Below are 25,422 nucleotides of genomic sequence, written 5' to 3'. Positions count from 1 at the left end.
AGCAGGAAGATGATCAATCGACTCACGGCGTTCACATGGCCGAAACCGCTTTGAGACTCAAGAATGTAAGTATTCCAGAAGGATGGTTGCCGGTGTGAACGGTATTGGGCTATAACAGCCGGCCGCCAAGGCCAAAATGGTGAAGGTAAATGGCGAAAACCACGCGTAGTACCACCGCCGCCAAGAAAGCTGCACAGGGAAAGGCTGCGGGTAAGAGCAACGAAGCCAAGGCCAGCAAGGCCAAGGTCGCTGCGCCCAAATCCGCGAAGAAGGCCGAGCCTGTCAAGAAGGCTGCGGTGAAGAAAGCGCCGGCCAAGGCTGCTGCCAAAAAGGCGCCGCCGGCCAAAAAGGTTGTGGCCAAGCCAGCCCCCAAGCCGCAGCCTAAGAAGGCCGAGCCGGTCAAGGCAGTGAAGCAGGCGGTCAAGCCGTCGGCTCCGAAGCCGGAAGCCAAGCACGCCGCGCCGGCCGCCAAGCAGGCACCCGTCAAGAAGGTTGCGGAAAAGACTGTCACCAAGTCGGCCCCGCACCCCACTCCGGCACCTGCGCCTGCTACCGCTTCCAAACGGCCAACGCCAGCTACACAAACTGCAACATCACAACCCGTATCATCCCCCGCTGCCAGGCCCATTGCGGGCAAGGTAGCGAGTGCCGTGGGCCCCACGGCGCCGCGCGTAGCGAATGCCACTGCGCATAACTCCACCAGCAAAAAGCAGAAGACAACGCAGTCCTCAATGAATAGCTCCGCTACAACGCTCGATAATGGTGTAACCCGCGAAGACGGTCGTTACGCCCTGCCCATTACTACGAACATCGATCTGCCTCCCGGCTATCGTCCTTCGTCCGACGAGGAGTACATGAATCCTCGTCATCTCGCTTACTTCCGCAACAAGCTGCGCGTGTGGCGCGACCAGTTGGTGGAAGAGTCGCGCCAGACTATGGAAAACCTGCGCGATGAAGTACGTGACGTAGGCGACGAAGCCGAACGCGCCACCCGCGAAACGGAAAATTCGCTGGAGCTGCGCACCCGCGATCGCTATCGCAAGCTGATCTCCAAGATCGACAAGGCGCTGCGTCGCATCGAGGAAGGTCGCTACGGCTATTGCGAGGAGACCGATGAGGAAATCGGCCTCGAACGCCTCGATGCCCGCCCGATCGCTACGCTCTCGCTGGATGCTCAGGAGCGTCGCGAACATTTGCAGAAGCAGATGGGCGACTGACGTTTGTGGCTTCGGCCGGAACGAAAAAGCCCCGCCAAGTGCGGGGCTTTTTGTAGGTTGGGGTGCAAACCCCAACGTATGCCATGCATGCAATGCGGTGATGCTGGGGTTTGTACTCCAACTTACTTTTCGAGCGCCGCCGCGGCGTGTGCTTTCAGCTTCGCCAACATCGCCACCAAACCGTTGGATCGCGTGGGTGACAGATGCTTGGCCAGCCCGATCTCCTGGATAAAAGCCGGTTCGCTGGCCACGATCTCCGCCGCCGAGCGATCCGAATACACGCGCAACACCAGCGCGATCAAGCCAGAGACGATGGCCGAATCGCTGGTGGCATCGAAGTGCATGTTGGAAGCGTCACCGCTGGGGATCAGCCACACCATCGACTGGCAGCCGTGCACGCGATAGTCCTCGCTCTTCCACTCATCGGGGAAGGGCGGCAACTGTTTACCGAGGTCGATCAGGTATTGGTAGCGCTCGGTCCAGTCGCCGAAGAAGGCGAATTCGTCAGCAATGTCTTGTTGGGCCTGGATGGCGCTCGTGGTGGCTAGAGTGTTCATGGATGAATTATCGCGCGGTTCGGCTTAGCTCGGGCCGAACCTGGCCATTTCAATGCTTTGCCACGCTCCAGCGCGTGCCTTGGGTGCCGTCCTCGATCGCCACACCCATGGCTGTCAGCTCATTGCGGATCGCGTCCGCGCGAGCGAAATCGCGGGCGGCGCGTGCGGCACGGCGTTCTTCCAGCAGTGTCTCGACGCGTTGGGCGTCCACATCGCTACCGCTCGCCTGCTTGAACCAAGCTTCAGCATCCTGCTGCAGCAAGCCGAGTGTTGCGCCGCCGCCGAGCAAGGCGGCTTTCGTGGCGGGGCTGGGTGTTTGCCGCGCGGCATCCGCAAGCAAAGACAGTTCGGCCAGCGCTTGTGGCGTGTTCATATCGTCGCAAAGCGCCGCTTCCAGGCGCTCGGGAACGGGCAGTGGCTGAGTGACATCGACGGCGATGTCGCCCAATTCGCGTAGCACGCGGTACCAGCCGTCCAGCGTGCTGATGGCTTGTGCAATGGCAGCGTCCGACCAATCCAATGGTTGACGATAGTGACCACGCAGCAACAATAGGCGCAGCGCTTCATGCGGATGTTGTTTCAGCAGCTCATGCACGTGCAGCACGTTGCCCAGCGACTTGGACATCTTGCGTCCTTCGAAGGTGAGCATGCCGTTGTGCAGCCACCAGCGCGCGAACACCTTGCCGCCATGTGCGCAGGTGGATTGGGCGATTTCATTCTCGTGATGCGGAAATTGCAGGTCCACGCCGCCCGCGTGGATGTCGATGGTTTCGCCCAGATGTGCCGCAGTCATCGCTGAGCATTCGATATGCCAGCCCGGTCGGCCGCGACCCCAGGGGCTGTCCCAGCCGGGCAGCTCCGGGGTGGATGGCTTCCACAGCACAAAGTCGGTGGGATTCTTTTTGTAGGGCGCCACTTCCACGCGCGCGCCGGCGATCAGCTCGTCGGTATCGCGGCCTGACAGTGCACCGTAGGCGGCGTAGGAGGCCACGTCGAATAGCACATGGCTTTCCGCTTCGTAGGCATGACCACTCTGGATGAGGGTCTGAATCATGGCGATGATCTGACCGATGTGCGCGGTGGCATGGGGTTCCACGTCCGGCGGTGCAATGCCCAACTCGGCCATGTCTTCGCGGTAGGCCTGGGTGAAGCGGCTGGTGATCTGGCCGATCGGCACACCCTGTTCGATAGCAGCGGTATTGATCTTGTCGTCCACGTCGGTGATGTTGCGGGCGTAGATCACCTTCGGGTAATGCCGGCGCAACAGTTTCACCAGCACGTCGAACACCACCGGGCCACGCGCATTGCCAATATGAACGTAGTTATAGACCGTAGGCCCGCACAGATAGACCGTCACCCGGCTCGGATCGAGCGGCGCAAAGGGCTCGATGCGGCGGCTGAGGCTGTTATAGAGCGAGATCGGCATGGCAGGTGGCGCAGTCAGGTCAATAAGCCCACCATCTTATCAAGCTCTTACGGGAGTGCTGCCAGAAACCGCTGCAAAAGTTTCGAAAACGTCTGGCAACGCGGCACTAAGTTGCGGTCGTTCTAAGCGTGGATTCAGTGTGAATTTGCTGAAATTTAACCATGCGCACAACGCGCCCGAATCCCTCTTCAGGAGGTTGTCCATGAACAAGAAAACGCTGTTGATCCCCCTGCTTGCGCTCGCCGTGGCTTCTACCGGAGCGCTGGCGCAGCAAGGCGGGTATCCGCCTCCGCCGCCTCCGCAGGGCGCTGCGGGTCCGGATAACGCGCACTATGCCTGGGCCGACGTGCTGCGCGTCGATCCGGTCTATGGTGTAGCCCGTACGGCAGCCCCCACTACCCAGTGCTATGACCAGCAGGTGGTGCAGCAGACTCCGGGTAATAAGGGTGTGGGCACAGTGCTCGGCGCGGTTGTCGGTGGCGTGCTCGGCAGCACCATTGGTCATGGTCGCGGTAATACGGCGGCTATTGTGGGCGGTGCGGTGGCGGGCGGTGCCGTCGGTAACTCCGTCGCCAGTGGTGGGCAGACTTACAGCTCCACCCAGACCGTTTGCCAGCCGGTCACCCAGGTCAGCGAGCAGCGCCAGATCATCGGCTATGACGTGGAGTATCGCTATCACGGCGACGTCTATATGTCGCGCCTCAGCTACGACCCGGGTGAGCGTCTCCGGGTGCGGGTGAGCGTTTCCCCCGCTGACTGAGCGATAGCACGTTCCTCATCAAGGCGACCGTTGCCTCTGGCGCGGTCGCCTTTCTTTTTGCACTCCGAACTTTTCTGTTGCATGGCAACGAAAATCCCGTCATGATTGAGATTCAACCACCCGGAAGCCTCATGTCTTCAGCCGTCTATACCGCTACCGTGCTTACCAGCGCCCGCATGGCCGCTGGCATGACCTCGCGTGCGCGCCGACCGCTGAATCGACATTCGGCCGGGTAGGCTGTCGCCACGTTGCATGTGTAATACGACGACGAAACCCGGCCCTTGTGCCGGGTTTTTTGTTTTTTGACTGGAGTCAACGATGTCACTTCGTCATTTCCTCACTACCCAGGATTACAGCCGCGCAGAGATCGACGCGCTGCTTGAGCAAGCCACCGCATTCAAGCGCTCGCCGCGTGGTCAGCAACTGGCTGGCAAATCGGTGGCGCTGCTGTTCTTCAATCCCTCGATGCGTACACGTACGAGCTTTGAGCTGGGTGCATTCCACCTCGGTGGTCACGCCATCGTGCTATCGCCCGGCAAAGACGCATGGCCGATCGAATTCCGCCCTGGCGTGGTAATGGATGGCGAAGCGGAAGAGCACATTGCCGAAGTGGCACGCGTGCTGAGCCGCTATGTCGACCTGATCGCCGTGCGTGCCTTTCCGAAATTTCAGGATTGGTCGGTGGACCGCGAGGATGCCGTCATCAAGGCGTTCGCGCAGTACGCCACGGTGCCGGTGATCAACATGGAAACCATCACGCATCCTTGCCAGGAACTGGCGCATGCGTTGGCGCTGAAAGAACGCTTCGGTGATCTTACTGGCCGCAAATACGTGCTCACCTGGACCTATCACCCGAAGCCGCTGAATACGGCGGTAGCCAATTCGGCACTGCTGATCGCCACCAAGATGGGCATGGATGTCACGCTGCTGTGCCCAACGCCGGATTACGTGCTGGATGAGCGCTATATGGCCTACGGAGAACAGAACGCGAAGGAGAACGGCGGCTCGCTCACCGTCAGCCACAACATCGAGGAAGCCTATCGCGGCGCCGATGTCGTTTATGCCAAGAGCTGGGGCGCGCTGCCATTCTTCGGCCGCTGGGAAAATGAAAAGCCGATCCGCGACGCACACAAGCACTTCATCGTCGACGAAGCGAAGATGGCGCTCACCAATAACGGTGTCTTCAGCCATTGCCTGCCGTTGCGCCGGAACATCAAGGCCACCGATGCGGTGATGGATTCACCGGCCTGCATTGCCATCGACGAAGCCGAGAACCGCTTGCATGTGCAAAAAGCGGTGATGACATCGTTGATCGCGCAAAAATAATCGCGAGCACGGCATGTATCTACCCAAGCCCTTCCATGAAACACGCACCGACGTGCTGCATGCGTTGATGCGCGACTATCCGTTCGCCACCATTGTCATGCAGAGTGCGGATGGGCTGGCTGCGAATCACGTGCCGCTGGAACTGGTTGACGACGTTTCCCTGCATGGCCACGTAGCGCGCGGCAACGAATTGGCGAAAGCAGACGGCGCGCAAGTGCTGGTGATCTTTCACGGCGCAGAAGGCTACGTCAGTCCCAACTGGTATCCAAGCAAACACAAGCACGGCCGCGAGGTACCTACCTGGAACTACGCCGTCGTGCACGTGCATGGCCGCTTGCGTGTGATGGAAGATCAAGCATGGCTGCGCCGCTTGCTGGAGCGACTCACCGACCGCCACGAAGCAACACAGCCGAAACCCTGGCACGTGGATGATGCACCTGCAGATCACGTAGAAAAAATGCTGCGCATGATCGTAGGTATTGATATCGCGATCGAGCGCATCGAAGGGAAATTCAAGCTGAGCCAGAACCACGTCGCTGCCAATCGTGCAGGCGTGCTTCACGGCTTGGCCGAACGTCATGGCCGGCGCGATGCCGAACTGTCCGAACTGATGCAACAAGCCGAGGAACGTCGACATGAGTCATAAGCAGCACCAGTATCCCGTTCAAGTGGCTTGGACCGGCAATCACGGCAGCGGTACCAAGACCTATCAGAGTTATGGTCGTGAACATGAGGTGCGCATCCCCGGCAAACCGGTGATTGCCGGCTCGTCCGATGCTGTCTTCCGTGGCGACAACGCCAAGCACAACCCTGAAGAATTGCTGGTTGCGGCGCTGTCAGGCTGCCACATGCTTTGGTACCTGCATCTGGCGGCGGATGCGGGCGTGGTGGTTATCGATTACGTCGACGACGCGGTTGGAACGCTGCAAGAACTTGGCAAGGACGGGCGCTTCACCGAAGCCGTGTTGCGCCCGCGGGTGACGATCAGCGCAGACAGCGACCCCGACCTTGCCGCGCGCGTGCACGACGACGCACACCATGCCTGTTTCATCGCCAATTCCGTCAATTTCCCGGTGCGCTGCGAACCGCGCATTGTCATCGAATCCGTGTAAACAACTATTCTTTTGGATCCAGCATCATGAGCAAAGATATCGTTCTGGCCTTCTCCGGCGGTCTCGACACCAGCTTCTGCATTCCTTATCTGCAGGAACGTGGCTGGGCCGTGCACACCGTGTTCGCCGATACCGGCGGCGTGGATGCCGAGGAGCGCGCCTATATCGAAGCCCGCGCCAAGGAATTGAAGGCAGCCAGCCACGTCACGATCGACGGCGGTCCGGCGATCTGGAGCGGATTCGTCAAACCGTTCGTGTGGGCGGGTGAGGGTTATCAGGGCCAGTATCCGTTACTGGTATCTGATCGCTACCTGATCGTGGATGCTGCGCTCAAGCGTTGTGCGCAACTAGGCACCAAGGCGATCGCGCACGGTTGCACTGGCATGGGTAACGATCAGGTGCGTTTCGACCTCGCTGTGAAAGCTCAGGGTGATTACGAGATCGTGGCGCCGATCCGTGAGATCCAGAAAGAACACACTGAAGTGCGCGCGTATGAGCAGAAATATCTGGAAGCCAAGGGCTTCGGCGTGCGTGCCAAGCAGAAGGCCTACACCATCAACGAGAACCTGCTCGGCGTGACCATGTCCGGCGGCGAGATCGACCGCTGGCTGACACCCGGCGAAGGCGCGGTGGGCTGGTGCAAGCCGCGTTCGGAATGGCCGTCCAAATCGCTGCGCCTGAAGCTCAGCTTCGTCAACGGCGAAGCGGTGGCGTTGGATGGTGAAAAGATCGATGGCCACAAACTGCTCGCCAAGCTTAACGGCCTGCTGGCACAGTACGGCGTGGGCCGCGGCATCTACACCGGCGACACCACCATCGGCCTTAAGGGCCGCATCATTTTCGAAGCGCCGGGCCTCACCGCGTTGCTGGTAGCGCATCGCGCATTGGAAGAAGCTGTGCTGACCAAGCAGCAGAACCGCTTCAAGCCGGACGTGGCGCGCAAGTGGGTGGAGCTGGTTTACGAAGGCTTCTTCCACGATCCGCTGAAAACCGACTTGGAGGCGTTCCTCGCTTCGAGCCAGTCGACCGTCAATGGCGACGTCACGCTGGAGACCAACGGCGGCATCATCAATGCGGTCGCAGTGGAATCCAAGCACATCCTCAACGCCAAGGGCGCCACGTACGCGCAGGCGGCGGACTGGGGCGTGGCGGAAGCGGAAGGCTTCATCAAGCTGTTCGGCATGAGCAGCACGCTGTGGGCCGAGGTGAACCGATGAGTGCTGCGGAGCTCGGGGCTCGGAACTCGGGACTCGGTGCATCTTTACTTGATGCAACGCTGACGCATTTGCGTGCGCTGATTTCGTTCGATACGCGTAATCCTCCACGCACGATCGGCACTGGCGGCATTTTCGATTACCTGCGCGAACAATTGCCGGGCTTCGATGTGAAAGTGACCGATTACGGTGCGGGTGCCGTGACGCTATATGCCGTGCGCGGCAAGCCGAAGTATCTGTTCAACGTGCATCTGGATACCGTGCCGGACTCGCCGCATTGGACGCATGATCCACATGTGCTTGAGGTGACAGAAGACCGGGCAATCGGTCTTGGCGCTTGCGACATCAAAGGTGCGGCAGCGGCATTGGTTGCCGTGGCGAACGCCTGCGAGGGCGACCTGGCCTTGTTGCTCTCCACCGACGAAGAAGCGAATGACCCGCGTTGTATTGCCGGTTTCCTTAAAGAGAGACACAAGTACGATGCGGTGATTGTGGCCGAACCCACGCGTGGCGAAGCCGTGCTTGCACATCGCGGCATCCATTCGGTGCAGATGCGTTTTACAGGGCAGGCCGGTCACGCCTCGGGCGAGATCAAAGCGACTGACAGCGCCGTGCATCAAGCGATACGTTGGGGTGCTGCCGCACTAGAACACGTGGAAAGTCTGTCACACGAACGCTTCGGTGGCCTCACCGGTTTGCGCTTCAACATCGGCCGAGTAGAAGGTGGTATCAAGGCGAACATGATTGCGCCGACGGCCGACGTGCGTTTCGGTTTCCGCCCGTTACCCAGCATGGATCCTGACCAATTGCTGGAGACGTTCCGCACCCTGGTGGAACCCACGCCGGTCAGCTACGAGGAACTGTTCCGCGGCATGTCCTTGCCGGCGGGTGATGTTCCCAACGCCGAGGCACGCCGCCTTGCTGCGCGCGACATTGCCGATGAACTCGGCATCCCTGTCGGTAACGCGGTGAACTTCTGGACCGAAGCGGCGTTATTTTCTGAAGCCGGCTACATCTCTTTTGTCTACGGCCCCGGCGACATCGCACAGGCGCATACCGCCGACGAATGGGTTGCGCTGGATCAATTGCAAAAATACGCTGAAACCATCTACGAGATCGTGAACCGTGGAAGCGCATAAGAACACCCGCCAAACCATCGTGCGTCTGCTTTCCGCCATGGGCAGCGCCAAGGAAATCCAGCAATACCTCAAGCGCTTTTCGCAACTCGACGCCAAGCGTTTTGCCGTGGTGAAAGTCGGCGGTGCAGTGCTGCGTGACGAACTCGGCGATCTGACATCTTCGCTCACCTTTCTGCAACAAGTCGGTTTGACGCCAATCGTGTTGCATGGCGCGGGTCCGCAACTCGATGTGGAACTGGAAGCTGCCGGCATTACCAAGCAAACCGTCAATGGCTTGCGTGTTACGTCGCCAAAGGCTTTGGGCATCGTGCGTCGCGTGTTTCAGCAGGAGAACTTGCGACTGGTGGAAGCCCTGCAGGCGATGGATACGCGCGCCACTTCGGTGCCGTCTGGTGTCTTCATGTCCAGCTTTCTGGATAAAGATACCTATGGCATGGTGGGCAAGGTCGATAGCATCAATCTCGCACCGATCGAAGCCAGCCTGCGTGCTGGTTCCATCCCGGTAATCGCCAGCCTGGGCGAAACCGATGAAGGCCAGTTCCTCAATATCAACGCCGACTTCGCGGCGAATGAACTGGTGCGCGTGCTGCAGCCGTACAAGATCATTTTCCTCACCGGAACCGGTGGCCTGCTCGACGACAAGGGCCAGATCATCGATTCGATCAACTTGAGCACCGAGTTCGAACACCTGATCCAGCAACCGTGGATCAACGGCGGCATGCGCGTAAAGATCGAGCAGATTGCCGATCTGCTGCAAAGCTTGCCGTTAACCTCGTCGGTGTCGATCACTCGTCCGTCGGAGCTGGCGAAGGAGCTGTTCACGCACAAAGGTTCGGGCACGCTGGTGCGTCGTGGTGAAAAGGTGTTCCGCTTCGAAAGCTGGGAAGGTGTGGACCAAGCGCGCATGCGCGTGCTGATCGAATCCAGCTTCGGTCGCAAGGTGGTCGATGACTATTTCGCACGCACCAAGCCCTATCGCGTCTATGTCAGCGAAAACTACCGTGCCGCGATGATTCTCACCAACGAGAATGGCCTGATTTATCTGGACAAATTCGCCGTGCTGGACGACGCACAAGGCGAAGGCCTCGGTCGTGCCGTGTGGCTGGTGATGCGCGAGGAAAATCCAAGCTTGTTCTGGCGTTCGCGTCACGGCAATACCATCAACCATTTCTACTACGCCGAGTCGGATGGCTGTTACAAGCAGGAGCGCTGGAAAGTGTTCTGGTACGGCTTGGATGGTTTCGACACGATCGCGCGCTGTGTCGAACATTGTGCGCATCGCCAACCCACTTTGATCGACTGACGACTATGGCGACTTCCAAGAAACGTATCGGCATCGTTGGCGCGCGCGGTCATACCGGTGCAGAACTGATCCGCCTGGTTGCGGCGCATCCGGCGCTGGAATTGGCTTATGTGTCCTCGCGCGAATTGAACGGACAGTGCGTCGAAGATCACGTTGAAGGGTACAAGGGCGAGCTGCGCTACACCTCACCTGCACATGAAGAACTGCCTTCGCTCGACGCTGATGTGGTGGTGCTGGCCTTGCCGAACGGAAAGGCGTCCGCATTCGTTGAAGCGTTCGACGCTGCCGGCAAGGATCCGGTGATCGTGGATCTCTCGGCAGACTATCGCTTCGACAACACCTGGTATTACGGCTTGCCCGAACTTACTCGTAACAAGTGGCGTGGCGAGAAGCGCATCAGCAATCCAGGGTGCTACGCCACAGCGATCCAGCTTTCCATCGCGCCGCTCAAGGATGTATTGGCCGCGCCGCCTGTGTGCTTCGGCGTCTCCGGTTATTCCGGAGCCGGCACCACGCCGTCCGATAAGAACGATCCGGAAAAGCTGCGCGACAACCTGATGCCGTATTCGCTCACCGGTCATATGCATGAAAAGGAAGCGAGCCGGCATTTGGGTATCCCCGTGGAATTCATGCCGCATGTGGCGCCGCATTTCCGTGGGCTGACCGTCACCACCAATCTCTATCTTTCGCGTGCGCAAAAGCGTGAGGACGTGTTCGCGCGCTTCCAGCAAGCTTATGCAGGCGAGAAGCTGGTGCGCGTGTTGGATGAGGCACCGTGGGTGAGCAACGTTGCGGGCAAGCACCATGCCGAAGTTGGCGGCTTCACCTTGTCGGCCGATGGCAAACGCTTGGTGGTTGTCGCGACGTTGGACAACCTGCTGAAAGGGGCTGCGACGCAAGCGATGCAGAACATCAATCGAGCGATTGGTGTGGACGAATACACGGCGATTCCCGCGTAGCCACTCCCTCTCCCCTTCGGGGAGAGGGCTGGGGTGAGGGGCCAACCTCGCCGCGAGCTGCAGTCTTCCCGTTTGAAGCGCAACTAATAGAAATTCTTCGCAAGATTGACCCCTCACCCCAACCCTCTCCCCGGAGGGGAGAGGGAGCAAAAAGAGAGATCTCTGTATGACTAACCTCCTTTGGCAAAAAGCCGGCGTCGAAACCAACGCGAAAATCATGAAGTTCCTCGCCGGCAACGACGTTCTGCTGGATCGCGAGTTCTTCCTGCACGACATCACCGCCAGCAAGGCGCATGTGGAGGGCCTGGCCAATATCGGCGTAGTCAGCGCAAAGGAGATGGACGATCTCAAGCGTGAGCTCGATGCACTGGCCGAAGACTTCAGTGCCGGACGCTTCGTGCTGGACGAACGTTACGAAGACGGCCATTCCGCCATCGAAGCGCGACTTACCGAACGTCTCGGCGACGCCGGTCGCCGCGTGCATACCGGTCGTAGCCGCAACGATCAGATCCTGGTGGCCACACGCCTGTGGCTGAAAGAAAAGCTGGCATTGCTTGAGGCGCATTGCCGCACTGTTGCCGACGTATGTTTGCAGCGTGCGGCGCAACCGGCTTTGCCGCTGCCGGGCTACACCCATCTGCAACGCGCCGTGGTGTCGTCCACTGCCATGTGGTTCGCTGGCTTTGCAGAAAGTTTTATCGACAATGCCTGGCGCGCGAAGCAGACAGCAGCGTGGATCGACGCCAATCCGCTGGGTACCGCCGCAGGCTATGGCGTGAACCTCCCGTTGGATCGCGCGCATACGACGCAGGCGTTAGGTTTCGGCCGCATGCAGGTGTCGCCGATCTACGCGCAGCTCTCGCGCGGCAAGTTCGAAATGGCCGTCATGGAAGCCTTGAGTAGCGCCATGCTCGATACGCGTCGCCTTGCGTGGGATCTCTCGCTGTTCACCACCGCGGAATTCAACTTCGTATCGCTGCCGTCTGAATACACCACCGGCAGCTCAATCATGCCAAACAAGCGCAACCCTGATGTTGTGGAGCTGTTGCGTGCTTCCTACGCCACCGTCGCGGCTGCGCGCTGTGAAATCGAACAGTTGCTTTCACTACCGTCCGGTTATCAGCGCGATCTGCAGTTCTCAAAGGGCTCGCTGTTCCATGGCGTAACGCATGGTCTTTCGGCACTGGAGCTGTTGCCGGATCTGCTTGCACGCATGCAATGGAACGAGGCGGTCATGCGCGCAGCGATCGAGCCGGCCATGTACGCCACGGATGTCGCGATCGAGCAAGCTGCAGCGGGCGTGCCATTCCGGGAGGCCTATCGCGCCGCGGCTCAGGCGGCTGCGGAAGCAGGGCAGGGGCGTACGCCGGAATCAAGCTTGGCGGCACGCACGTCACCGGGCGCAGGCCAGGTTCTTCACCTGGATGAATTGCGGCAACGGTTGGACAGCTTGTCCTCATAACGGAATCGATATGACCATCGTCAGCACGGCCAATGCACAGCACTATCACTGGGGACAATCCTGCGACGGCTGGCATCTGCTGGCGCTGGACGAACTCAGCGTCATCGAGGAACGCATGCCGCCCGGTAGTTTCGAGCAGCGGCATCGTCACGCACGTGCGCGCCAGTTCTTCTATGTGCTGGAAGGCGAGGTGACGATCGAACTGGAAGGCGAAGCGCACAGTTTGCATGGTGGCGAGGGCTTGCACGTTCCGCCCGGCAGCGCGCATCAGGTACGCAACGATGGCACCGTGGACGCGCGCTTCGTCGTGGTGTCATCGCCAAAAAGCCACGGCGACCGGACGGCAGCACCACTGGAGGGTATTTCGCTGTGACGAGCCGTGTGTTACCCGAACACAGGTTGCCGACATGGCGCCGCGCCGTGCTGAAAGTCGGTAGCAACCTGCTTGCAGCTGATGGTGGTGGACTGACGTCCCGGTACGCGCAGACGCTTGCAGCCTTTATCGCAGCCAGTCAAAAAGCTGGGCGCGAAGTGGTGCTGGTTTCTTCCGGCGCAGTGGCTGCGGGACGCGCTCTACTGCGCGAGCGCACAACGTTGGGTCCCGAGCTTGCCGCCAAGCAGGCGCTTGCAGCGCTAGGTCAGGCGCCCATGATCGCCTTATGGCAGAGCCTGTCGGAGCGCCCTGTAGCACAAGTACTGCTGACGCATGACGATCTGCGCAATCGTCGCCGTTATCTCAATGCCCGCGCCACCTTGCGCGAATTGTTGATGCTGAGTGTGCTGCCCGTAGTGAATGAAAACGACACTGTCGCCGTGGACGAACTCAAGCTGGGCGACAACGACAATTTGGCCGCCATCGTCGCCGCGCTGGTTGATGCCGATCTCCTGCTGATCGCCTCGGACGTCGATGCGCTCTACAACGCCGACCCGCGACGCGATCCATCCGCCGAGCCTATCGGGCGCGTGCCACAACTGACACCTGCCATCATTGCCATGGCGGGAGGTAGTGGCACGAGCGTAGGCACCGGCGGCATGCGCACCAAACTGCAGGCGGCAGAGAAAGCGGCCGCGGCCGGCATTCCCACGGCCTTGTTCAGCGGGCGCGAAACCGCAACAGTGCAAGCGTTGGAAGAGGGGCGTTTGCACGGCACGTTGATCGATGTCGCAGGCAACCGGCTCCAGGCGCGCAAGTATTGGCTGCGTCATGCGCCGACAGGTAGTGGGCGCATCAGTGTTGATGCCGGTGCGGTGCGTGCTTTGACCGGTGGCCGCGCATCCCTGTTGCCTGGCGGCATTCTTGATGTGGCGGGCGAGTTCCATCGCGGCGACCTGGTCGAAATTGTCGACGCCAACGACCGACCTGTGGCGCGCGGTCTGAGCCAGTATGGCGCGGCGGAAGTGCGGCGCTTGGCCGGGCGTCACAGCCGCGATATTGCGGCTGTACTCGGTTACAGCTACGGCACAGAGATCGTGCACCGCGATGATCTCGCCACCTTGATCGATCCGGCAGGAGAATCGGAAGCATGAGCGAGATTCGTACACTGGCCCTGGCCTGCAAGGACGCCGCGCAAGCGATGTTTGCGCTGGACACCGAGACCAAGCGCAAACTGCTGCACGACATGGCTGCAGCGTTGGAAGAACAGCGCGATACCATTCTCACGGCGAACGCGCGCGATCTGCAGCAAGCTGCCGCCAGAGGCATTCAAGGCGCCATGCTGGACCGCCTGCGCCTGGACGAGGCGCGCCTGGCAGGCATCGCCAAAGCCGTACGCGAAATCGCCGCCTTGCCCGATCCCGTTGGCCTAGTCACGCGCCGCGATACATTGCCCAACGGTCTGGAAGTAGAACGTGTGCGCATTCCGCTCGGTGTCATTGCGATGATCTACGAAGCGCGTCCCAACGTAACGGCCGATGCGGCGGCGCTGTGCTTGATGGCTGGCAATGCCGTCATCCTGCGCGGTGGCTCCGAAGCTTTGCACTCCAATGTGGCGATTGCATCGGCGTTGCATGCGGCGCTGGAAAAGCATGACATTCCCACTGCAGCTGTAACCTTGATCGAAGATCTTCGTCGCGAAACCATGGTGGAGCTGCTGCAGCTCAGCGACGTTATTGATTTGGCGATTCCGCGTGGTGGCGAAGGCCTGATCCGCTTTGTGGCTGAGCACGCACGCGTGCCAGTGATCAAGCATTACAAGGGCGTATGCCATTTGTACGTCGATGCCACTGCAGACGAATCACTTGCCCTGAACTTGCTAGTTGACGGCAAGACATCGCGGCCTGGCGTTTGCAACGCGTTGGAAACCTTGCTGGTACATCGCGACGTGGCCCCGTCGTTCCTGCCAAAAGCAGTGCAGGCGTTGCAAGAGCGCGGCGTCGAGTTGCGCGGTTGCGAGCGTTCCCGCGCATTGGTCGATGGCATGCGTCCTGCAACCGACGACGACTACGCAGCCGAATTCCTCGATCTTATCCTTGCCGTGCGCGTGGTCGATGACCTCGGCATGGCCATCGGCCACATCCAGCGTTTCGGCTCCGATCACACCGAAGTGATTGCCACGCGTGACGACCAGGCTGCGAGACGCTTCATGCAAGCCATCCGCTCGGCAGTCGTGATGGTCAATGCTTCTTCGCGCTTTTCCGACGGCGGTGAACTTGGCCTAGGCGCCGAAATCGGCATTTCCACCACGCGCCTGCATGCGTATGGACCGATGGGCGCGGAAGCGCTGACTGTCGAGCGCTTTATCGTACGCGGCGACGGGCAAGTGCGTCATCCGCAAAGCCGGCTTTAATCAATAGGGGAAGTCATAGGAAGCGAATTGACCGAGGCGGATATTGTCCGTCCGGTGCAGGAGCAATTGGCCGCGTATAACGCCAAAGTCATCGACCGTTTCATGCAATGGTGGGCGGACGATTGTCAGTACTACGCGTTTCCCTCGGAACTACTAGCAGATGGTGCGGCTCAAATTCGTGAGCGTCATGTTGAGCGGTTCAAAGAACCGGATCTGCATGGGCAACTGGTTCATCGCTCGGTAGCAGGCAATCTGGTTGTCGACCAGGAAGTGGTTGCAAGAAATTTTCCGGAAGGGTTGGGCGAAGTCGACGTCATTGCCATCTATGAAATCGAAGCGGGTAAGATTGCCAAGGCGTGGTTCAAGATAGGGCCACGCCGAATCGCGTCTTCGTAGGTTGGGGTGAAAACCCCAACGTTGCCATGTCTCTCAGTATCGCTATGTTGGGGTTTGCACCCCCCCAGCCTACGACGTCTGCTCTTTCCAACGTCTCACCGCCTGCGCAAACGCCAAACAATCCACAAACCGGTTATACAGCGGCACCGGCGAGATGCGGATCACATCGGGCTCGCGCCAATCGCCGATGATGCCGTGCTCGATCAGATACTCGAACAACGCGCGACCTTGCGTGCGACCACCTAAAACGCGGATGGATAGCTGCGCGCCGCGGCGTTCTGATTCCTTCGGCGTGACGACTTCCAGCACATTGGGTAGTTGCGTTTGCACCAGCCATTCCAGATAGCCAGTGACTTGCAGTGATTTCTCGCGCAGGCGTTGCATGCCTGCGCGATGGAAGAGATCTAGTGAAACGCGCAGTGGTGCGAGGGAAAGGATCGGCGGATTGGATAATTGCCAGCCATCAGCACCGGGCGTGGGAACGAATTCCGGACCCATCTGGAAACGGGTGGATTTATCGTGGCCCCACCAACCGGCAAAGCGAGGCAGCGTGGCGCGAGCGTGGCGTGCATGCACGAATGCGCCGCCCACCGCGCCGGGGCCGCTGTTGAGATATTTGTAGCTGCACCAGATGGCGAAGTCGGCGCCGCTGTCGTGCAATTGCAAAGGCAGATTGCCGACGGCGTGGGCTAGATCGAAGCCCACTTGGCAACCTTGCTTATGTGCGAGATCGGTAATCGCCTTCAAGTCGAAGGCCTGCCCGGTGCGGTATTGCACGCCCGGCAGCAAAACCAGCGCGATACGCGAGCCATGTTCGGCGAGCGCGCGCTCGATGGCGCCCATCGAGATGGTGCCGTTGGGCTCGTCGCCTTCCAGTTCGATCAGCGACAGGTTAGGGCTGAAGCCGTGATAACGGATCTGCGATTCCACCGCATAGCGATCGGTAGGAAAGGCACCGGCTTCGATCAAGATGGCATGGCGATCCGGCGTGGGGCGGTAAAAGCTCACCATCATCAGATGCAGATTTACGCCCAGTGTGTTCATGGCCACAACTTCGTCGGGCTGTGCACCAATGAGTTCGGCGAGATGGTCGCGCACGAATTCGTGGTAATTCAGCCACGGCAGACGGCCTTTGAAATGGCCTTCCACACCCAGCTCACCCCAATAGTCGATCTCTGCGTTGACCGCTTCACGTACACCGCGCGGTTGCAGACCCAGCGAATTACCGCAGAAGTAATGGCTGTCGCCACCTTCGTGCGGAGGAATCAGAAACTCGTTGCGAAAGTCGCGCAGCGGGTCGGCGGCGTCATGGGCCCGGGCCCATTCAAGGGTGGCTTCGTAGGGGGTGGACATCGAGGCATCCCAGCTTGGTTTGTACGTTTGGTTTTACATTTCGTGATGCTCACCTTTTCCGGCCGTCATTCCCGCGAAAGCGGGAATCCATTTTTCACGTGCTACCTAAGAGCAACATGGATTTCCGCTTTCGCGGAAATGACGGCGGCGTAAGGTGGAGCATTCCAACAGCATGCAGATACTTGTGCGTTAGCTCAGCTATTCAACGCGGCAGCAATATCATTGCAGCCCTTGTCGAAGGTCGCAGCCCACGCTTGCCCAGCCTGGCTTGCCGAAGGGCGCGCGCAGCGCAGTTGAATGCCGTGGCCATTGCGGAACCAGTAGCGCTCGACATAGGTGTACTGCGTGCCGCTTTCATTGGCGGTATAGATGAAGCTGTTCTGATCGCCTGCGGGACGATTGCCCTGCTGAAAATCCTTCAAGTTTTTGGCTTTGCTCATCGCAGCGGTAACGTAGTCATTGAACGCCTGCATATCGGTAACTTGCTTCACCGTAACGCTGATGCGCGCCAGCGTGCTGCTTGCGCTGGGCGAAGGGTCGGGCACCTGGAATACGCGCACTTCCGGATCGCCGTCTACCTGCATGATGCCGACCCAATTGGAGGGTGTGCTGAAGTGCACGCTGCCGGATGCCATGGAGACATCGTCGGCATGGGCCACGGTGATGCTGGCCAATGCCAGGAAAGCGGTCGCCATGTAGCGCCTGAAAATCATTAGTGTTCCTCGGGATAAGTGTTTTGAACGAAGCGGCGTTGTGGCAACCCCAGCCATTCCAGTGCGGTGCCGTGAAACAGGCGGGCGCGGGTCGGTTCGTCCAAGTGCAGCGACTCGATACCGCTGCCCGGCTCCTGCTCCCCCAACGGAAAAGGATAGTCGGTACCGAGCATCACGCGGTCGACGCCGGTCACATCCAAGAGATAGCGCAGCGCCGCAGGGTCGTGCACGCAAGAGTCGAAATACAGGCGCTTGAGGTATTCGCGCGGATTGCGTGGATTGTCGGTGGCGACCAGATCCGGCCGCATGCGAAAGCCGTGCTCGATGCGGCCGATGGTCCAGGGGAAGCTGCCGCCGCCGTGCGCGAGCATCACACGCAGTTTAGGCAGCCGTTCCAGCACACCACCGAAGGCCAAGCAGCACGCGGCGCGCGATTGTTCGGCGGGCATGCCAACGAGCCATGGCATCCAGTACTTGGGCATGGTGGCGGCGCCCATCATGTCCCAGGGGTGCACCATGATGGCTGCGCCCAGGTCGGCGGCGGCTTCGAAGAAGGGAAACAGCTCCGGCGCGTCCAGGTTCCAGTCGTTGCAATGCGAGCCGATCTGCACACCGCACAGGCCGAGTTCGTCAATGCACCGCTCCAGTTCGCGAATGGCCAGTTCCGGCGCTTGGAGCGGCACGGTGCCGATACCTGCGTAGTGCTTTGGATGATCCTGGCAGACACCGGCCATGTGGTCGTTCAGATGCCGGTGCAGGTCCAATGCCTGGTAACCCGGCGCCCAGTAGGAGAACAGCACCGGTACGGTGGAAATCACCTGCACACCGACGCCGAAGCGGGCGTAGTCGTTGATGCGGTGTTGCGGATCGAAGGACGATTCCCAGACTTCGCGGAAGAACTTGCCGTCTTTGTAGATACGATGCCGCCCGTCGCTATGAATCATCACCGGGAAAGCATCGTTGCCGTATTTGACGGCGAGATTAGGCCAGTCACGCGGGAGGATGTGGGCGTGGGTGTCTATTTTCAGCATGGGCCAAGTGTAGCGCTTGCGTGGGGCAGGAATCGTCAATCGTAGAGGCAGGTTGCGGTACACCTGCAGGCGGCTGCTTCTGATCCGATTCGGGATTACCGATTGACAGCGCCTGGGTGGCGCTGTGCCGCTGCTGCCTCCTGCGGCCCGCGCCCCACTACGTGGGCCAGCGTATTGATGTTGTCGACCAGCCGGTCGCTGATGCGCACCAGTTGTTCAGCGCGTGGGCGATCGTCCGCCATGGCCAATAGTGTGGAAAGACTGCGCTGCAACTGGCGCAGCTCGGGCGCCGGCGACGGCACCTGGTTGTTGCGCAATGCAACAGCCTGGTTATGCAGATGGGTTGCCGCCCGTTCCAAAAAGTTGGTGACTTCCACTTGCTCTGGCAAGCTGTCGCAATCGTGCAGCAGGGCCTCTAGCGTCATCGTTGTGCGTGCGAGCCGATTGCCATTGAGGAATAGCACGTTGGCCAGCTCCAGCAGATTCAGTGGCGTGGCAGGTTCGGATTGCATGCGATCGATCGACGCCTGCGCATTGGTGCGTGCAGTGCGGGCGGCGGTACGCGTTTCGCGATGAGCATGACGTTGCTCGGGACGCCCCAGCGCGCGCAGATAATCCGCATACGCATCCAGCATATCCGCCAGCGCAGAGCGTGCACGTCTGCGCTCCCAGGTCGGCCAGATCACATAGGCGAGCAAGGCCATGCCGCTGCCCAGTGCGGTGTTGAGCACGCGATCCATCACGGCCGTACCGGAATTTACGCCTTCGAATGAAAGCAGGATCACCACCGTGCCGGTCAGCGCTGCGACCGCAACACCGTAATGCGCCGTAGCGAGGTAACGGAACGCCATGCACAGCACCGCCATCAGCGCCAAGTGCGCCCATGGATCGTGCGGCGTGATGTGCAGCAAGGCAGTGGTCAACACCAGGCCAAGAATGGTGCCGACCACGCGCAGCAAGCCGAAGTTGAAGGTGGCGCCAAAATCCGGTCGCAGCACAATGGCGGCCGTCATCGGCAACCAGTAGCCATGCGGCAGTTGCCAGACGCGTGAAACAAGCAACGCGATGCTCAGGCACACCGCGCAACGCATCGCATGTCGGAACGCTACCGAATGCGTGGTGAGATTCGCGCGCAGCATGGATAGCGGTGCGCGACCGCGCAAGGCGCCAGGCAGGCGTGTTTCGGCGGCTTCCGCGCGCTCCTCGCCGCGTGAACCGGCCCAGTTTGCGTTGCGTACTGCTGCCGCGAGCTGCCCAGAAAGGGCGTGGATGTGTGCAGCAACGCTATCGCTGCGGGTGTGGTTGTCCAGCAGCGCGCGTTCGCTCGCTTGTAGAGTCTGCAAGGCGCGCGCGGCTTGTTCCGGTGAATCGCCACTATCCAGCGCATCGGCGATGGCCGTGAGCACGCGCGCGGCATCTGCACGGAACATTGCGATGACGCTTGCGGCACCATGCAGTTCTGCCATGGCCACCAATTCAAGGCGCAGACGCTCAGCCAATTCCAACAACACGGCGAAGGCTTCCATCGCACGACCACCTGCGTGATGACGGCCCAGCAGCGTTTGCTGCAGCGTGGTCATGGCTTCGGTGAGCGCGGGTACGTCTTCCTGGTTCTGCCGGTTTTCCCTGGCCAACGAAGCCAGGCCGCGATAAACCGTGGCCAATGCATGTCGTTCGGGGCCGTAGCGCTGCAGTGGCCATGCCGCGACGGAGAACAACGCCAGTAAAAGGCCGCCCGCGAAAATCAGTGCCGCGCCGATCAATGCTTGATCCAGCGTGGTCGGCGTCGCCGCCGTAATCACCAGCAGGATCATGCTGGTCATGCCCACGCGTGCGATGTCCACACCGAACACCACCAACAAGCCGCCGAAGAAACCGAATGCGGCCATTGCCAACAGAATCAGCGGCAGATTGGCGCCGATCAGAAAGCCGCAAAGCGAAGCCAGTCCTGCGGCGAGCGAAGCCAGCAACAATTGCCGGATGCGTTGGCGATAAGGGCCAGGCTGGTCGGAAAACATGGTGTCGAGCGCGCCGGCGCCAATGGCCAGGCCTGCTTGTTCATGCCCGGTGAGCATGCCCACCGCTAATGGCAACACCACGGCGGCGGTATTGCGGATGACCACCCACGCTGGCACGTCCGGCCGCTTGGTCGCAGTCAGGCTTTGCAGCACGCTGGCGCGTAGCGAGTAGGCTCGAGTCGACATGGCGGGGAACGGTGCCGGAATGCAGAAGATTCTGCCTTACCGCCGTGGCCGTGTCGCCTGCTCGATATACAAAAAAACGGCGCCGAGAAGGGCGCCGTTCGGTGAAGGTTCAAAGCCGCAGCCGTTGCGCTGCGATCAGAACGTCTTTTCGGACCCGCGTCCGGCGAATTCGCCGGTGAGCGTGTTGACCCACACTTTCTCGTCGGTGGTGATGTATTCCGGCACCTGGATTTCGATGCCGGTGTTGAGCTTGGCGGGCTTGGTACGCTTGGTGGCGCTGGCGCCTTTCAGTTCCGGCGCGGTGTCCACTACGGTGAGCAGCACGCTGGTCGGCACCTGCAGGCCTACCGGCGCATCATCGATCACCTGCACGTAATAGCCTTCCACACTTTCAACGATGTAGCCGGCGTTGTCGCCGATCAGTTCCGGGCCTAGCGTGTACTGCGTGTAATCCTCGTTGTCCATGAACACGTAAGCGTCGCCGTCCATGTACGAGAAATTGGCGGCGCGACGCACCAGATCCATTTCTTTCAGATCGTCGTCGGCGCGCAGGCTGAGGTCGAACTTGCGTCCGCCCGGGATCGAATACAGCGTGAAGCGGAACGTGACGTTGCCGCCACGCGCAGTGGGCGAACTGCGTTCGATATCGCGCACCTGGTAAACGGTGCCTTCGTGTTCGACCACGTTGCCTTTCTTGACGTCGGAAGCTTTCATGGGAAGTGTCGGTAGTTGGAAATAAAAGGGTCGCTATTACTTCGGCTGCAGTCGTACCGCGCCGTCCAGACGAATCGTTTCGCCATTGATGTAGCGATTGCCGAGGATGAACGCCACGGTCGTGGCAAATTCCTCCGGCTTGCCCAGGCGCGAAGGGAAGGGGATCGACGCCGAAAGCGATTCCTGCACCTGCGGCGGCATGTTGTCCACCATCGGCGTCCAGAAGATACCCGGCGCGATGGTTGCCACGCGGATGCCGAAGCGCGACAACTCGCGCGCCATCGGCAAGGTCATGGCCACCACGCCACCTTTCGAAGCGGAATAGGCGGCTTGGCCGATCTGGCCTTCGTAGGCAGCCACGCTGGCGGTGTTGATGATCACGCCGCGTTCGCCGTCCTCGCCTGCATCGTTGTTCTGCATGAGCGCTGCGCCCGCCTTGGCGACGTTGAAGCTGCCCACCAGGTTCACCATCACGGTGGTGGCGAACGTGCTCAGTGCCATCGGGCCTTCTTTGCCGAGCACGCGGCCGGCGCCAAGAATGCCCGCGCAATTGATGACCACATTCAAGCCGCCCAACGCATCACGGGCGGCCGCCACATTTGCGGCCACGCCTTCTTCCGATGTGACGTCGGTGCGGAAGAACTGACAGCCCAGCGCCTTGGCTGCTTCTTGGCCCTTCTCCTCGTTCACATCGAACAGGGCAACGCGCCCACCATGGGCAGCTAGATGTTGCGCCACGGCATGGCCGAGGCCGGAAGCACCGCCGGTCACGATGGCTTTGACTTGATTGAGTTGCATGGGGAGTGTCCCGGAAAGCTAAAACGGTAATGGTAACCCACCGGCCCCCGTTGGTTGGGCGGCTAACCCAAACATCCCTATGCCCATGACAACGGTGGGGTTGCACTTCAACCTACGAGTTAAGCAAGTGTCGCAACGCTTCTGAACCCGCGATCGATGCGAACGCCTGCACTGCCTCCGGTGGATTTGCGGCAGGCTGCAGCTCCTTCTGCCAAACACCTACATCCCACCACAGCCCAAGCTTGTAACCGGCCTTGCGCCAAACACCTGCCGGTGTAAAGCCCATCGCCTCATGCAAGGCCACGCTGACTTCGCCCGGCATGGTGATCACACCCACCGCCTGATTGATGCCTTGCAGGCGCATGACATCGAGCAGCACGCTGTAGAGTTTGCGTGCGATACCGCGCCGTCTCGCGTTTTCATGCACGTAAATCGAGGTTTCGGCAATCCAGTCGTACGCCGCGCGCTCACGAAAGCGTGTGGCATACCCATAAGCAAGCACTTCACCTTGTTCTTCCCACACTAGCCATGGGTAATGCTGCAGGCGGGTGAGAATGCGTTGACGCATTGCATCCGCACCCGGCAATTCGGTTTCGAAGGTGATGGCGGTGTCGATGACAGCGGGTGCATAAATCGCGTGGACGGCTTCGGCGTCCTCGGCGTGGGCGATACGGATCATTTCATGTATTTCCAGTTGCGGTGCTTGCCTTCGGCCAGCCATTCCAGTGCTGTGGCCATACGTTTTTGGCGCGTGGCGTCAGTCTTGGCTTCGGTAAGCCATTCCACGTATTCGCGTTGCGCGCTGGGGCTGAAGGCCTCGTACGTTTTGCGTGCGGCAGTGTGCTTTTTCAGCAGCGCAGCGAAATCGTCGGGTAGTTTTAGCGGTGGTTTGCGCTTGGGTACAGCGCGTTGCCTTGTTACACCCGCTTCCCGCAGTGCGATGGATTTGCGCACGTAAGCGATCAGTTCCTTTTTGCTCGGCAGCTCTTTTACAGATGTGAGTTTGCCGAACTGGCCCATGCCTTCCTTGTCAGTCTCGCCCACCACATCCTTGCCGTGCCAGAAGTGAAAGCTGCAGTGCTGCTTGAACGCAGCCATGGAACACATCAACTTGCCCTGGTACAAGAAGTGCGGGCAACTCCATTTGATGCTTTCTTCCACCTCGGGGCATGCGGCGTGCACTACGTCGCGCAGATGTTCCAGGATGGGTTTTGCGAAATCGGCCGCGCTGGCGATGTAGGCATCGATGCGTGGATCGCGGCTGGCCATGGCGTGCCCTATAGATCGCGAATAAAGAAACGGTCGCAACCGAAATGCCCCGTGCCGCCCATCGGCTCGCACAAGGCCTTGAATCCATTCTTCTGGTACAGCACCTGCGCGGCATCCATGCCGGTCAGCGTTTCGATGTAGCAGCGCTTGAAGCCAAAACTACGCGCAGTGTCCAGGCAACGATGCATCATGGCGGCACCCGCGCCGATGCCGCGTGCTTCGGGCAGAAAGTACATCTTGCGCAGCTCGCAGACGTCATCCTCGCCGGCATCCAGCGGAGCGACACCGCCACCGCCTACAACGACACCGTCACGTTCCACGACGAAGTACGCACTACGCGGCCGTGCATAGGACGCATGCATGTCATTCACTTCGGGGTCGTGGATGGCGAAGCCGGGGCCATCGGCACCGAATTCGGGCATGACGGTGCGGATGATGGTGGCGACTGCGGCGCTGTCGCGAGGTTCGATCGGGCGGATGAAAAAGTTGGGCATAGTGCGAGCTTACCAATCCCTCTTTCTGTGGGGGAGGGATTGGAGTGGCGCTACCGGGGTTTGTTCCCTAGAGCCTCAATCAAAGCGTACCGTCGTCCCGGCGAAGGCCGGGACCTAGCGACTTTGCTTTTTCCGCAAAAGACGCTGGGTGATTCGCTTCGCTCACCCCTTTGGGGCCGTCCTTCGGACGTTCTTCGCGCTTCGCGCTACGTCCGGCCTTCGCCGGGACGACGGATCTTAGGTTCTTTCGTTACTGCGTAGAAGACAGCATCATGCAGCCGTCGTACGCGCCTTCGTCACCCGGCTCGCCGTGGGCTTGTTGAGCTGCGCGGAAAGCCATGCGCCAGTGGCGACGAGCATGTCCAGATTGATGCCTGTCTGCAGACCCATGCCGTGCAGCATGTACACCACGTCTTCGCTGGCGACGTTGCCGCTGGCACCTTTTGCGTAAGGGCAACCGCCGGTGCCGGAGACGGCGCTGTCGACCACGCGCACGCCTTCTTCCAGGCAGGCGAGGATGTTGGCCAGCGCCTGGCCATAAGTGTCATGGAAGTGCACGGCCAGCGCGCGCATCGGAATTTCCTGCGCCACGGCATGCAGCATCGCACGCGCCTTGGCCGGTGTGCCGACGCCGATGGTGTCGGCTACTGAGATTTCATAACAGCCCATCTCATACAGCCGCTTGGCAACGCTGACTACGTCCTCTATCGGTACCTCGCCCTGGTAGGGGCAACCCAAGGCGGTAGACACGTAACCGCGTACTTTCACGCCTTCGGCTTTGGCTTCCTCCAGCACCGGTTCGAAGCGTTGCAGCGATTCCTGGATGGACGCATTGATGTTGGCGCGATTGAACGCTTCCGATGCGGCGGTGAACACCGACACTTCGGTGGCGCCGGCTTCGCGCGCGATTCGATAGCCTTGCTCGTTCGGAACCAGCACCGGATAGGTCACGCCCGGCACTTTGCGGATGTGGCGGAACACTTCCGTTGCGTCGGCAAGCTGAGGCACCCAGCGCGCACTGACGAAGCTGGTGGTCTCGATGGTCTTGAGCCCTGTGGCGGAAAGCCGGTCGATCAGCGCGATCTTGATGTCGGGCGGCAGCAGGGTCTTTTCGTTCTGCAAGCCATCGCGAGGGCTGACTTCGACGATGCGCACTTGAGAGTCTGTATTCATACGAAGCTCCTGCATC

General features: G+C 60.3%; 26 protein-coding genes. 14 read left to right on the top strand and 12 right to left on the bottom strand.

The annotated features are described in order from the left end of the window. The first annotated feature begins 149 nt into the window (after nucleotides 1-149). Nucleotides 150-1,217: an RNA polymerase-binding protein DksA gene (dksA, locus tag QQJ86_RS17370; protein ID WP_284322232.1), complete on the top strand. Its 1,068-nt coding sequence runs from the start codon at nucleotides 150-152 to the stop codon at nucleotides 1,215-1,217. A gap of 122 nt (nucleotides 1,218-1,339) precedes the next feature. On the opposite strand, the gene QQJ86_RS17365 is transcribed toward dksA, so the two are convergent. Together QQJ86_RS17365 and cysS are read right to left on the bottom strand one after the other, a co-directional pair. Continuing rightward, the gene (locus QQJ86_RS17365) at nucleotides 1,340-1,774 is read right to left on the bottom strand and encodes a SufE family protein (protein WP_284322231.1); all 435 of its coding nucleotides are present in this window, start codon (nucleotides 1,772-1,774) and stop codon (nucleotides 1,340-1,342) included. Nucleotides 1,775-1,823: 49 nt separating this feature from the next. Further along, entirely contained in the window at nucleotides 1,824-3,200 is a 1,377-nt protein-coding gene (cysS, locus tag QQJ86_RS17360) for a cysteine--tRNA ligase (RefSeq protein WP_284322230.1), read from the bottom strand. A 202-nt stretch (nucleotides 3,201-3,402) separates the two neighbouring features. On the opposite strand from cysS, the gene QQJ86_RS17355 reads away from it, so the two are divergent. The 13 genes from QQJ86_RS17355 (at nucleotide 3,403) to QQJ86_RS17295 (ending at nucleotide 15,657) form a co-directional block, all read left to right on the top strand. Then, complete coding sequence (locus QQJ86_RS17355; RefSeq protein ID WP_284322229.1) at nucleotides 3,403-3,960, top strand: glycine zipper 2TM domain-containing protein; 558 nt, start codon at nucleotides 3,403-3,405, stop codon at nucleotides 3,958-3,960. 318 nt (nucleotides 3,961-4,278) lie between these two features. Next, nucleotides 4,279-5,286, top strand: a complete 1,008-nt coding sequence (locus tag QQJ86_RS17350; RefSeq protein WP_284322228.1) for an N-acetylornithine carbamoyltransferase — start codon at nucleotides 4,279-4,281, stop codon at nucleotides 5,284-5,286. Nucleotides 5,287-5,299: 13 nt separating this feature from the next. Next, nucleotides 5,300-5,932, top strand: a complete 633-nt coding sequence (locus QQJ86_RS17345; RefSeq protein ID WP_284322227.1) for an FMN-binding negative transcriptional regulator — start codon at nucleotides 5,300-5,302, stop codon at nucleotides 5,930-5,932. Further along, nucleotides 5,922-6,398, top strand: a complete 477-nt coding sequence (locus QQJ86_RS17340; protein ID WP_284322226.1) for an OsmC family protein — start codon at nucleotides 5,922-5,924, stop codon at nucleotides 6,396-6,398. The genes QQJ86_RS17345 and QQJ86_RS17340 overlap by 11 nt, the downstream gene beginning before the upstream one ends. Before the next feature lie 26 nt (nucleotides 6,399-6,424). Beyond that, nucleotides 6,425-7,615, top strand: coding sequence for an argininosuccinate synthase (locus QQJ86_RS17335; protein ID WP_284322225.1), 1,191 nt, complete (start codon nucleotides 6,425-6,427; stop codon nucleotides 7,613-7,615). Continuing rightward, nucleotides 7,612-8,751 (top strand): acetylornithine deacetylase, encoded by a 1,140-nt coding sequence (locus QQJ86_RS17330; RefSeq protein WP_284322224.1) that lies wholly within the window; start codon nucleotides 7,612-7,614, stop codon nucleotides 8,749-8,751. Before QQJ86_RS17335 ends, QQJ86_RS17330 begins: the two co-directional genes overlap by 4 nt. 37 nt (nucleotides 8,752-8,788) lie before the next feature. Then, nucleotides 8,789-10,054 (top strand): acetylglutamate kinase, encoded by a 1,266-nt coding sequence (locus tag QQJ86_RS17325; RefSeq protein ID WP_284322486.1) that lies wholly within the window; start codon nucleotides 8,789-8,791, stop codon nucleotides 10,052-10,054. A 5-nt stretch (nucleotides 10,055-10,059) separates the two neighbouring features. Next, on the top strand, nucleotides 10,060-11,013 hold the full coding sequence (argC, locus tag QQJ86_RS17320; protein ID WP_284322223.1) for an N-acetyl-gamma-glutamyl-phosphate reductase: 954 nt from the start codon (nucleotides 10,060-10,062) through the stop codon (nucleotides 11,011-11,013). Nucleotides 11,014-11,179: 166 nt separating this feature from the next. Next, nucleotides 11,180-12,475 (top strand): argininosuccinate lyase, encoded by a 1,296-nt coding sequence (argH, locus tag QQJ86_RS17315; protein WP_284322222.1) that lies wholly within the window; start codon nucleotides 11,180-11,182, stop codon nucleotides 12,473-12,475. Between the two features lie 10 nt (nucleotides 12,476-12,485). Then, nucleotides 12,486-12,848: a cupin domain-containing protein gene (locus QQJ86_RS17310; protein ID WP_284322221.1), complete on the top strand. Its 363-nt coding sequence runs from the start codon at nucleotides 12,486-12,488 to the stop codon at nucleotides 12,846-12,848. A 47-nt stretch (nucleotides 12,849-12,895) separates the two neighbouring features. Then, nucleotides 12,896-14,002: a glutamate 5-kinase gene (gene proB, locus QQJ86_RS17305; protein WP_423372813.1), complete on the top strand. Its 1,107-nt coding sequence runs from the start codon at nucleotides 12,896-12,898 to the stop codon at nucleotides 14,000-14,002. Beyond that, entirely contained in the window at nucleotides 13,999-15,261 is a 1,263-nt protein-coding gene (locus tag QQJ86_RS17300; RefSeq protein ID WP_284322219.1) for a glutamate-5-semialdehyde dehydrogenase, read from the top strand. The genes proB and QQJ86_RS17300 overlap by 4 nt, the downstream gene beginning before the upstream one ends. Nucleotides 15,262-15,288: 27 nt before the next feature. Further along, nucleotides 15,289-15,657 carry a nuclear transport factor 2 family protein gene (locus QQJ86_RS17295; RefSeq protein WP_284322218.1) on the top strand — a complete coding sequence of 123 codons (369 nt, stop codon included), beginning with the start codon at nucleotides 15,289-15,291 and terminating at the stop codon, nucleotides 15,655-15,657. 69 nt (nucleotides 15,658-15,726) lie between these two features. On the opposite strand, the gene kynU is transcribed toward QQJ86_RS17295, so the two are convergent. From kynU to QQJ86_RS17245, 10 genes are all read right to left on the bottom strand, one after another. Next, nucleotides 15,727-17,010, bottom strand: coding sequence for a kynureninase (kynU, locus tag QQJ86_RS17290; RefSeq protein ID WP_284322217.1), 1,284 nt, complete (start codon nucleotides 17,008-17,010; stop codon nucleotides 15,727-15,729). 194 nt (nucleotides 17,011-17,204) lie between these two features. Continuing rightward, nucleotides 17,205-17,723, bottom strand: a complete 519-nt coding sequence (locus QQJ86_RS17285; RefSeq protein ID WP_284322216.1) for a hypothetical protein — start codon at nucleotides 17,721-17,723, stop codon at nucleotides 17,205-17,207. Next, the gene (locus QQJ86_RS17280) at nucleotides 17,723-18,754 is read right to left on the bottom strand and encodes an amidohydrolase family protein (RefSeq protein WP_284322215.1); all 1,032 of its coding nucleotides are present in this window, start codon (nucleotides 18,752-18,754) and stop codon (nucleotides 17,723-17,725) included. Before QQJ86_RS17280 ends, QQJ86_RS17285 begins: the two co-directional genes overlap by 1 nt. A gap of 95 nt (nucleotides 18,755-18,849) precedes the next feature. Next, nucleotides 18,850-20,958, bottom strand: coding sequence for an FUSC family protein (locus tag QQJ86_RS17275; RefSeq protein ID WP_284322214.1), 2,109 nt, complete (start codon nucleotides 20,956-20,958; stop codon nucleotides 18,850-18,852). Nucleotides 20,959-21,093: 135 nt separating this feature from the next. Beyond that, entirely contained in the window at nucleotides 21,094-21,672 is a 579-nt protein-coding gene (gene efpL, locus QQJ86_RS17270) for an elongation factor P-like protein EfpL (protein ID WP_284322213.1), read from the bottom strand. A gap of 36 nt (nucleotides 21,673-21,708) precedes the next feature. Beyond that, the gene (locus tag QQJ86_RS17265) at nucleotides 21,709-22,470 is read right to left on the bottom strand and encodes an SDR family oxidoreductase (protein ID WP_284322212.1); all 762 of its coding nucleotides are present in this window, start codon (nucleotides 22,468-22,470) and stop codon (nucleotides 21,709-21,711) included. A gap of 112 nt (nucleotides 22,471-22,582) precedes the next feature. After that, entirely contained in the window at nucleotides 22,583-23,149 is a 567-nt protein-coding gene (locus tag QQJ86_RS17260) for a GNAT family N-acetyltransferase (RefSeq protein WP_284322211.1), read from the bottom strand. Further along, nucleotides 23,146-23,739 (bottom strand): YdeI/OmpD-associated family protein, encoded by a 594-nt coding sequence (locus QQJ86_RS17255; protein ID WP_284322210.1) that lies wholly within the window; start codon nucleotides 23,737-23,739, stop codon nucleotides 23,146-23,148. The genes QQJ86_RS17260 and QQJ86_RS17255 overlap by 4 nt, the downstream gene beginning before the upstream one ends. A gap of 8 nt (nucleotides 23,740-23,747) precedes the next feature. Next, nucleotides 23,748-24,233: a GNAT family N-acetyltransferase gene (locus tag QQJ86_RS17250; RefSeq protein WP_284322209.1), complete on the bottom strand. Its 486-nt coding sequence runs from the start codon at nucleotides 24,231-24,233 to the stop codon at nucleotides 23,748-23,750. A gap of 270 nt (nucleotides 24,234-24,503) precedes the next feature. After that, nucleotides 24,504-25,406 carry a hydroxymethylglutaryl-CoA lyase gene (locus QQJ86_RS17245; protein ID WP_284322208.1) on the bottom strand — a complete coding sequence of 301 codons (903 nt, stop codon included), beginning with the start codon at nucleotides 25,404-25,406 and terminating at the stop codon, nucleotides 24,504-24,506. Nucleotides 25,407-25,422: the final 16 nt, after the last annotated feature.

The organism is Dyella acidisoli (assembly GCF_030160295.1).
GTDB lineage: Bacteria > Pseudomonadota > Gammaproteobacteria > Xanthomonadales > Rhodanobacteraceae > Dyella_B > Dyella_B acidisoli.
The sequence above is the reverse complement of the archived record's forward strand: the minus strand, read 5'-3'. Positions and strand labels throughout refer to the sequence as shown.

Excerpts from the sequence above, each read along its gene's own strand:
- QQJ86_RS17300 (WP_284322219.1), top strand. The coding sequence starts at position 13,999 with ATGAGCGAGATTCGTACACTGGCCCTGGCCTGCAAGGACGCCGCGCAA.
- QQJ86_RS17260 (WP_284322211.1), bottom strand. The coding sequence starts at position 23,149 with ATGATCCGTATCGCCCACGCCGAGGACGCCGAAGCCGTCCACGCGATT.
- dksA (WP_284322232.1), top strand. The coding sequence starts at position 150 with ATGGCGAAAACCACGCGTAGTACCACCGCCGCCAAGAAAGCTGCACAG.
- kynU (WP_284322217.1), bottom strand. The coding sequence starts at position 17,010 with ATGTCCACCCCCTACGAAGCCACCCTTGAATGGGCCCGGGCCCATGAC.
- QQJ86_RS17345 (WP_284322227.1), top strand. The coding sequence starts at position 5,300 with ATGTATCTACCCAAGCCCTTCCATGAAACACGCACCGACGTGCTGCAT.
- QQJ86_RS17250 (WP_284322209.1), bottom strand. The coding sequence starts at position 24,233 with ATGCCCAACTTTTTCATCCGCCCGATCGAACCTCGCGACAGCGCCGCA.
- QQJ86_RS17245 (WP_284322208.1), bottom strand. The coding sequence starts at position 25,406 with ATGAATACAGACTCTCAAGTGCGCATCGTCGAAGTCAGCCCTCGCGAT.
- QQJ86_RS17265 (WP_284322212.1), bottom strand. The coding sequence starts at position 22,470 with ATGCAACTCAATCAAGTCAAAGCCATCGTGACCGGCGGTGCTTCCGGC.
- QQJ86_RS17330 (WP_284322224.1), top strand. The coding sequence starts at position 7,612 with ATGAGTGCTGCGGAGCTCGGGGCTCGGAACTCGGGACTCGGTGCATCT.
- QQJ86_RS17275 (WP_284322214.1), bottom strand. The coding sequence starts at position 20,958 with ATGTCGACTCGAGCCTACTCGCTACGCGCCAGCGTGCTGCAAAGCCTG.
- QQJ86_RS17280 (WP_284322215.1), bottom strand. The coding sequence starts at position 18,754 with ATGCTGAAAATAGACACCCACGCCCACATCCTCCCGCGTGACTGGCCT.
- QQJ86_RS17335 (WP_284322225.1), top strand. The coding sequence starts at position 6,425 with ATGAGCAAAGATATCGTTCTGGCCTTCTCCGGCGGTCTCGACACCAGC.
- efpL (WP_284322213.1), bottom strand. The coding sequence starts at position 21,672 with ATGAAAGCTTCCGACGTCAAGAAAGGCAACGTGGTCGAACACGAAGGC.
- argH (WP_284322222.1), top strand. The coding sequence starts at position 11,180 with ATGACTAACCTCCTTTGGCAAAAAGCCGGCGTCGAAACCAACGCGAAA.
- QQJ86_RS17325 (WP_284322486.1), top strand. The coding sequence starts at position 8,789 with ATGGGCAGCGCCAAGGAAATCCAGCAATACCTCAAGCGCTTTTCGCAA.
- cysS (WP_284322230.1), bottom strand. The coding sequence starts at position 3,200 with ATGCCGATCTCGCTCTATAACAGCCTCAGCCGCCGCATCGAGCCCTTT.
- QQJ86_RS17355 (WP_284322229.1), top strand. The coding sequence starts at position 3,403 with ATGAACAAGAAAACGCTGTTGATCCCCCTGCTTGCGCTCGCCGTGGCT.
- QQJ86_RS17365 (WP_284322231.1), bottom strand. The coding sequence starts at position 1,774 with ATGAACACTCTAGCCACCACGAGCGCCATCCAGGCCCAACAAGACATT.
- QQJ86_RS17255 (WP_284322210.1), bottom strand. The coding sequence starts at position 23,739 with ATGGCCAGCCGCGATCCACGCATCGATGCCTACATCGCCAGCGCGGCC.
- argC (WP_284322223.1), top strand. The coding sequence starts at position 10,060 with ATGGCGACTTCCAAGAAACGTATCGGCATCGTTGGCGCGCGCGGTCAT.
- QQJ86_RS17310 (WP_284322221.1), top strand. The coding sequence starts at position 12,486 with ATGACCATCGTCAGCACGGCCAATGCACAGCACTATCACTGGGGACAA.
- QQJ86_RS17340 (WP_284322226.1), top strand. The coding sequence starts at position 5,922 with ATGAGTCATAAGCAGCACCAGTATCCCGTTCAAGTGGCTTGGACCGGC.
- QQJ86_RS17285 (WP_284322216.1), bottom strand. The coding sequence starts at position 17,723 with ATGATTTTCAGGCGCTACATGGCGACCGCTTTCCTGGCATTGGCCAGC.
- QQJ86_RS17350 (WP_284322228.1), top strand. The coding sequence starts at position 4,279 with ATGTCACTTCGTCATTTCCTCACTACCCAGGATTACAGCCGCGCAGAG.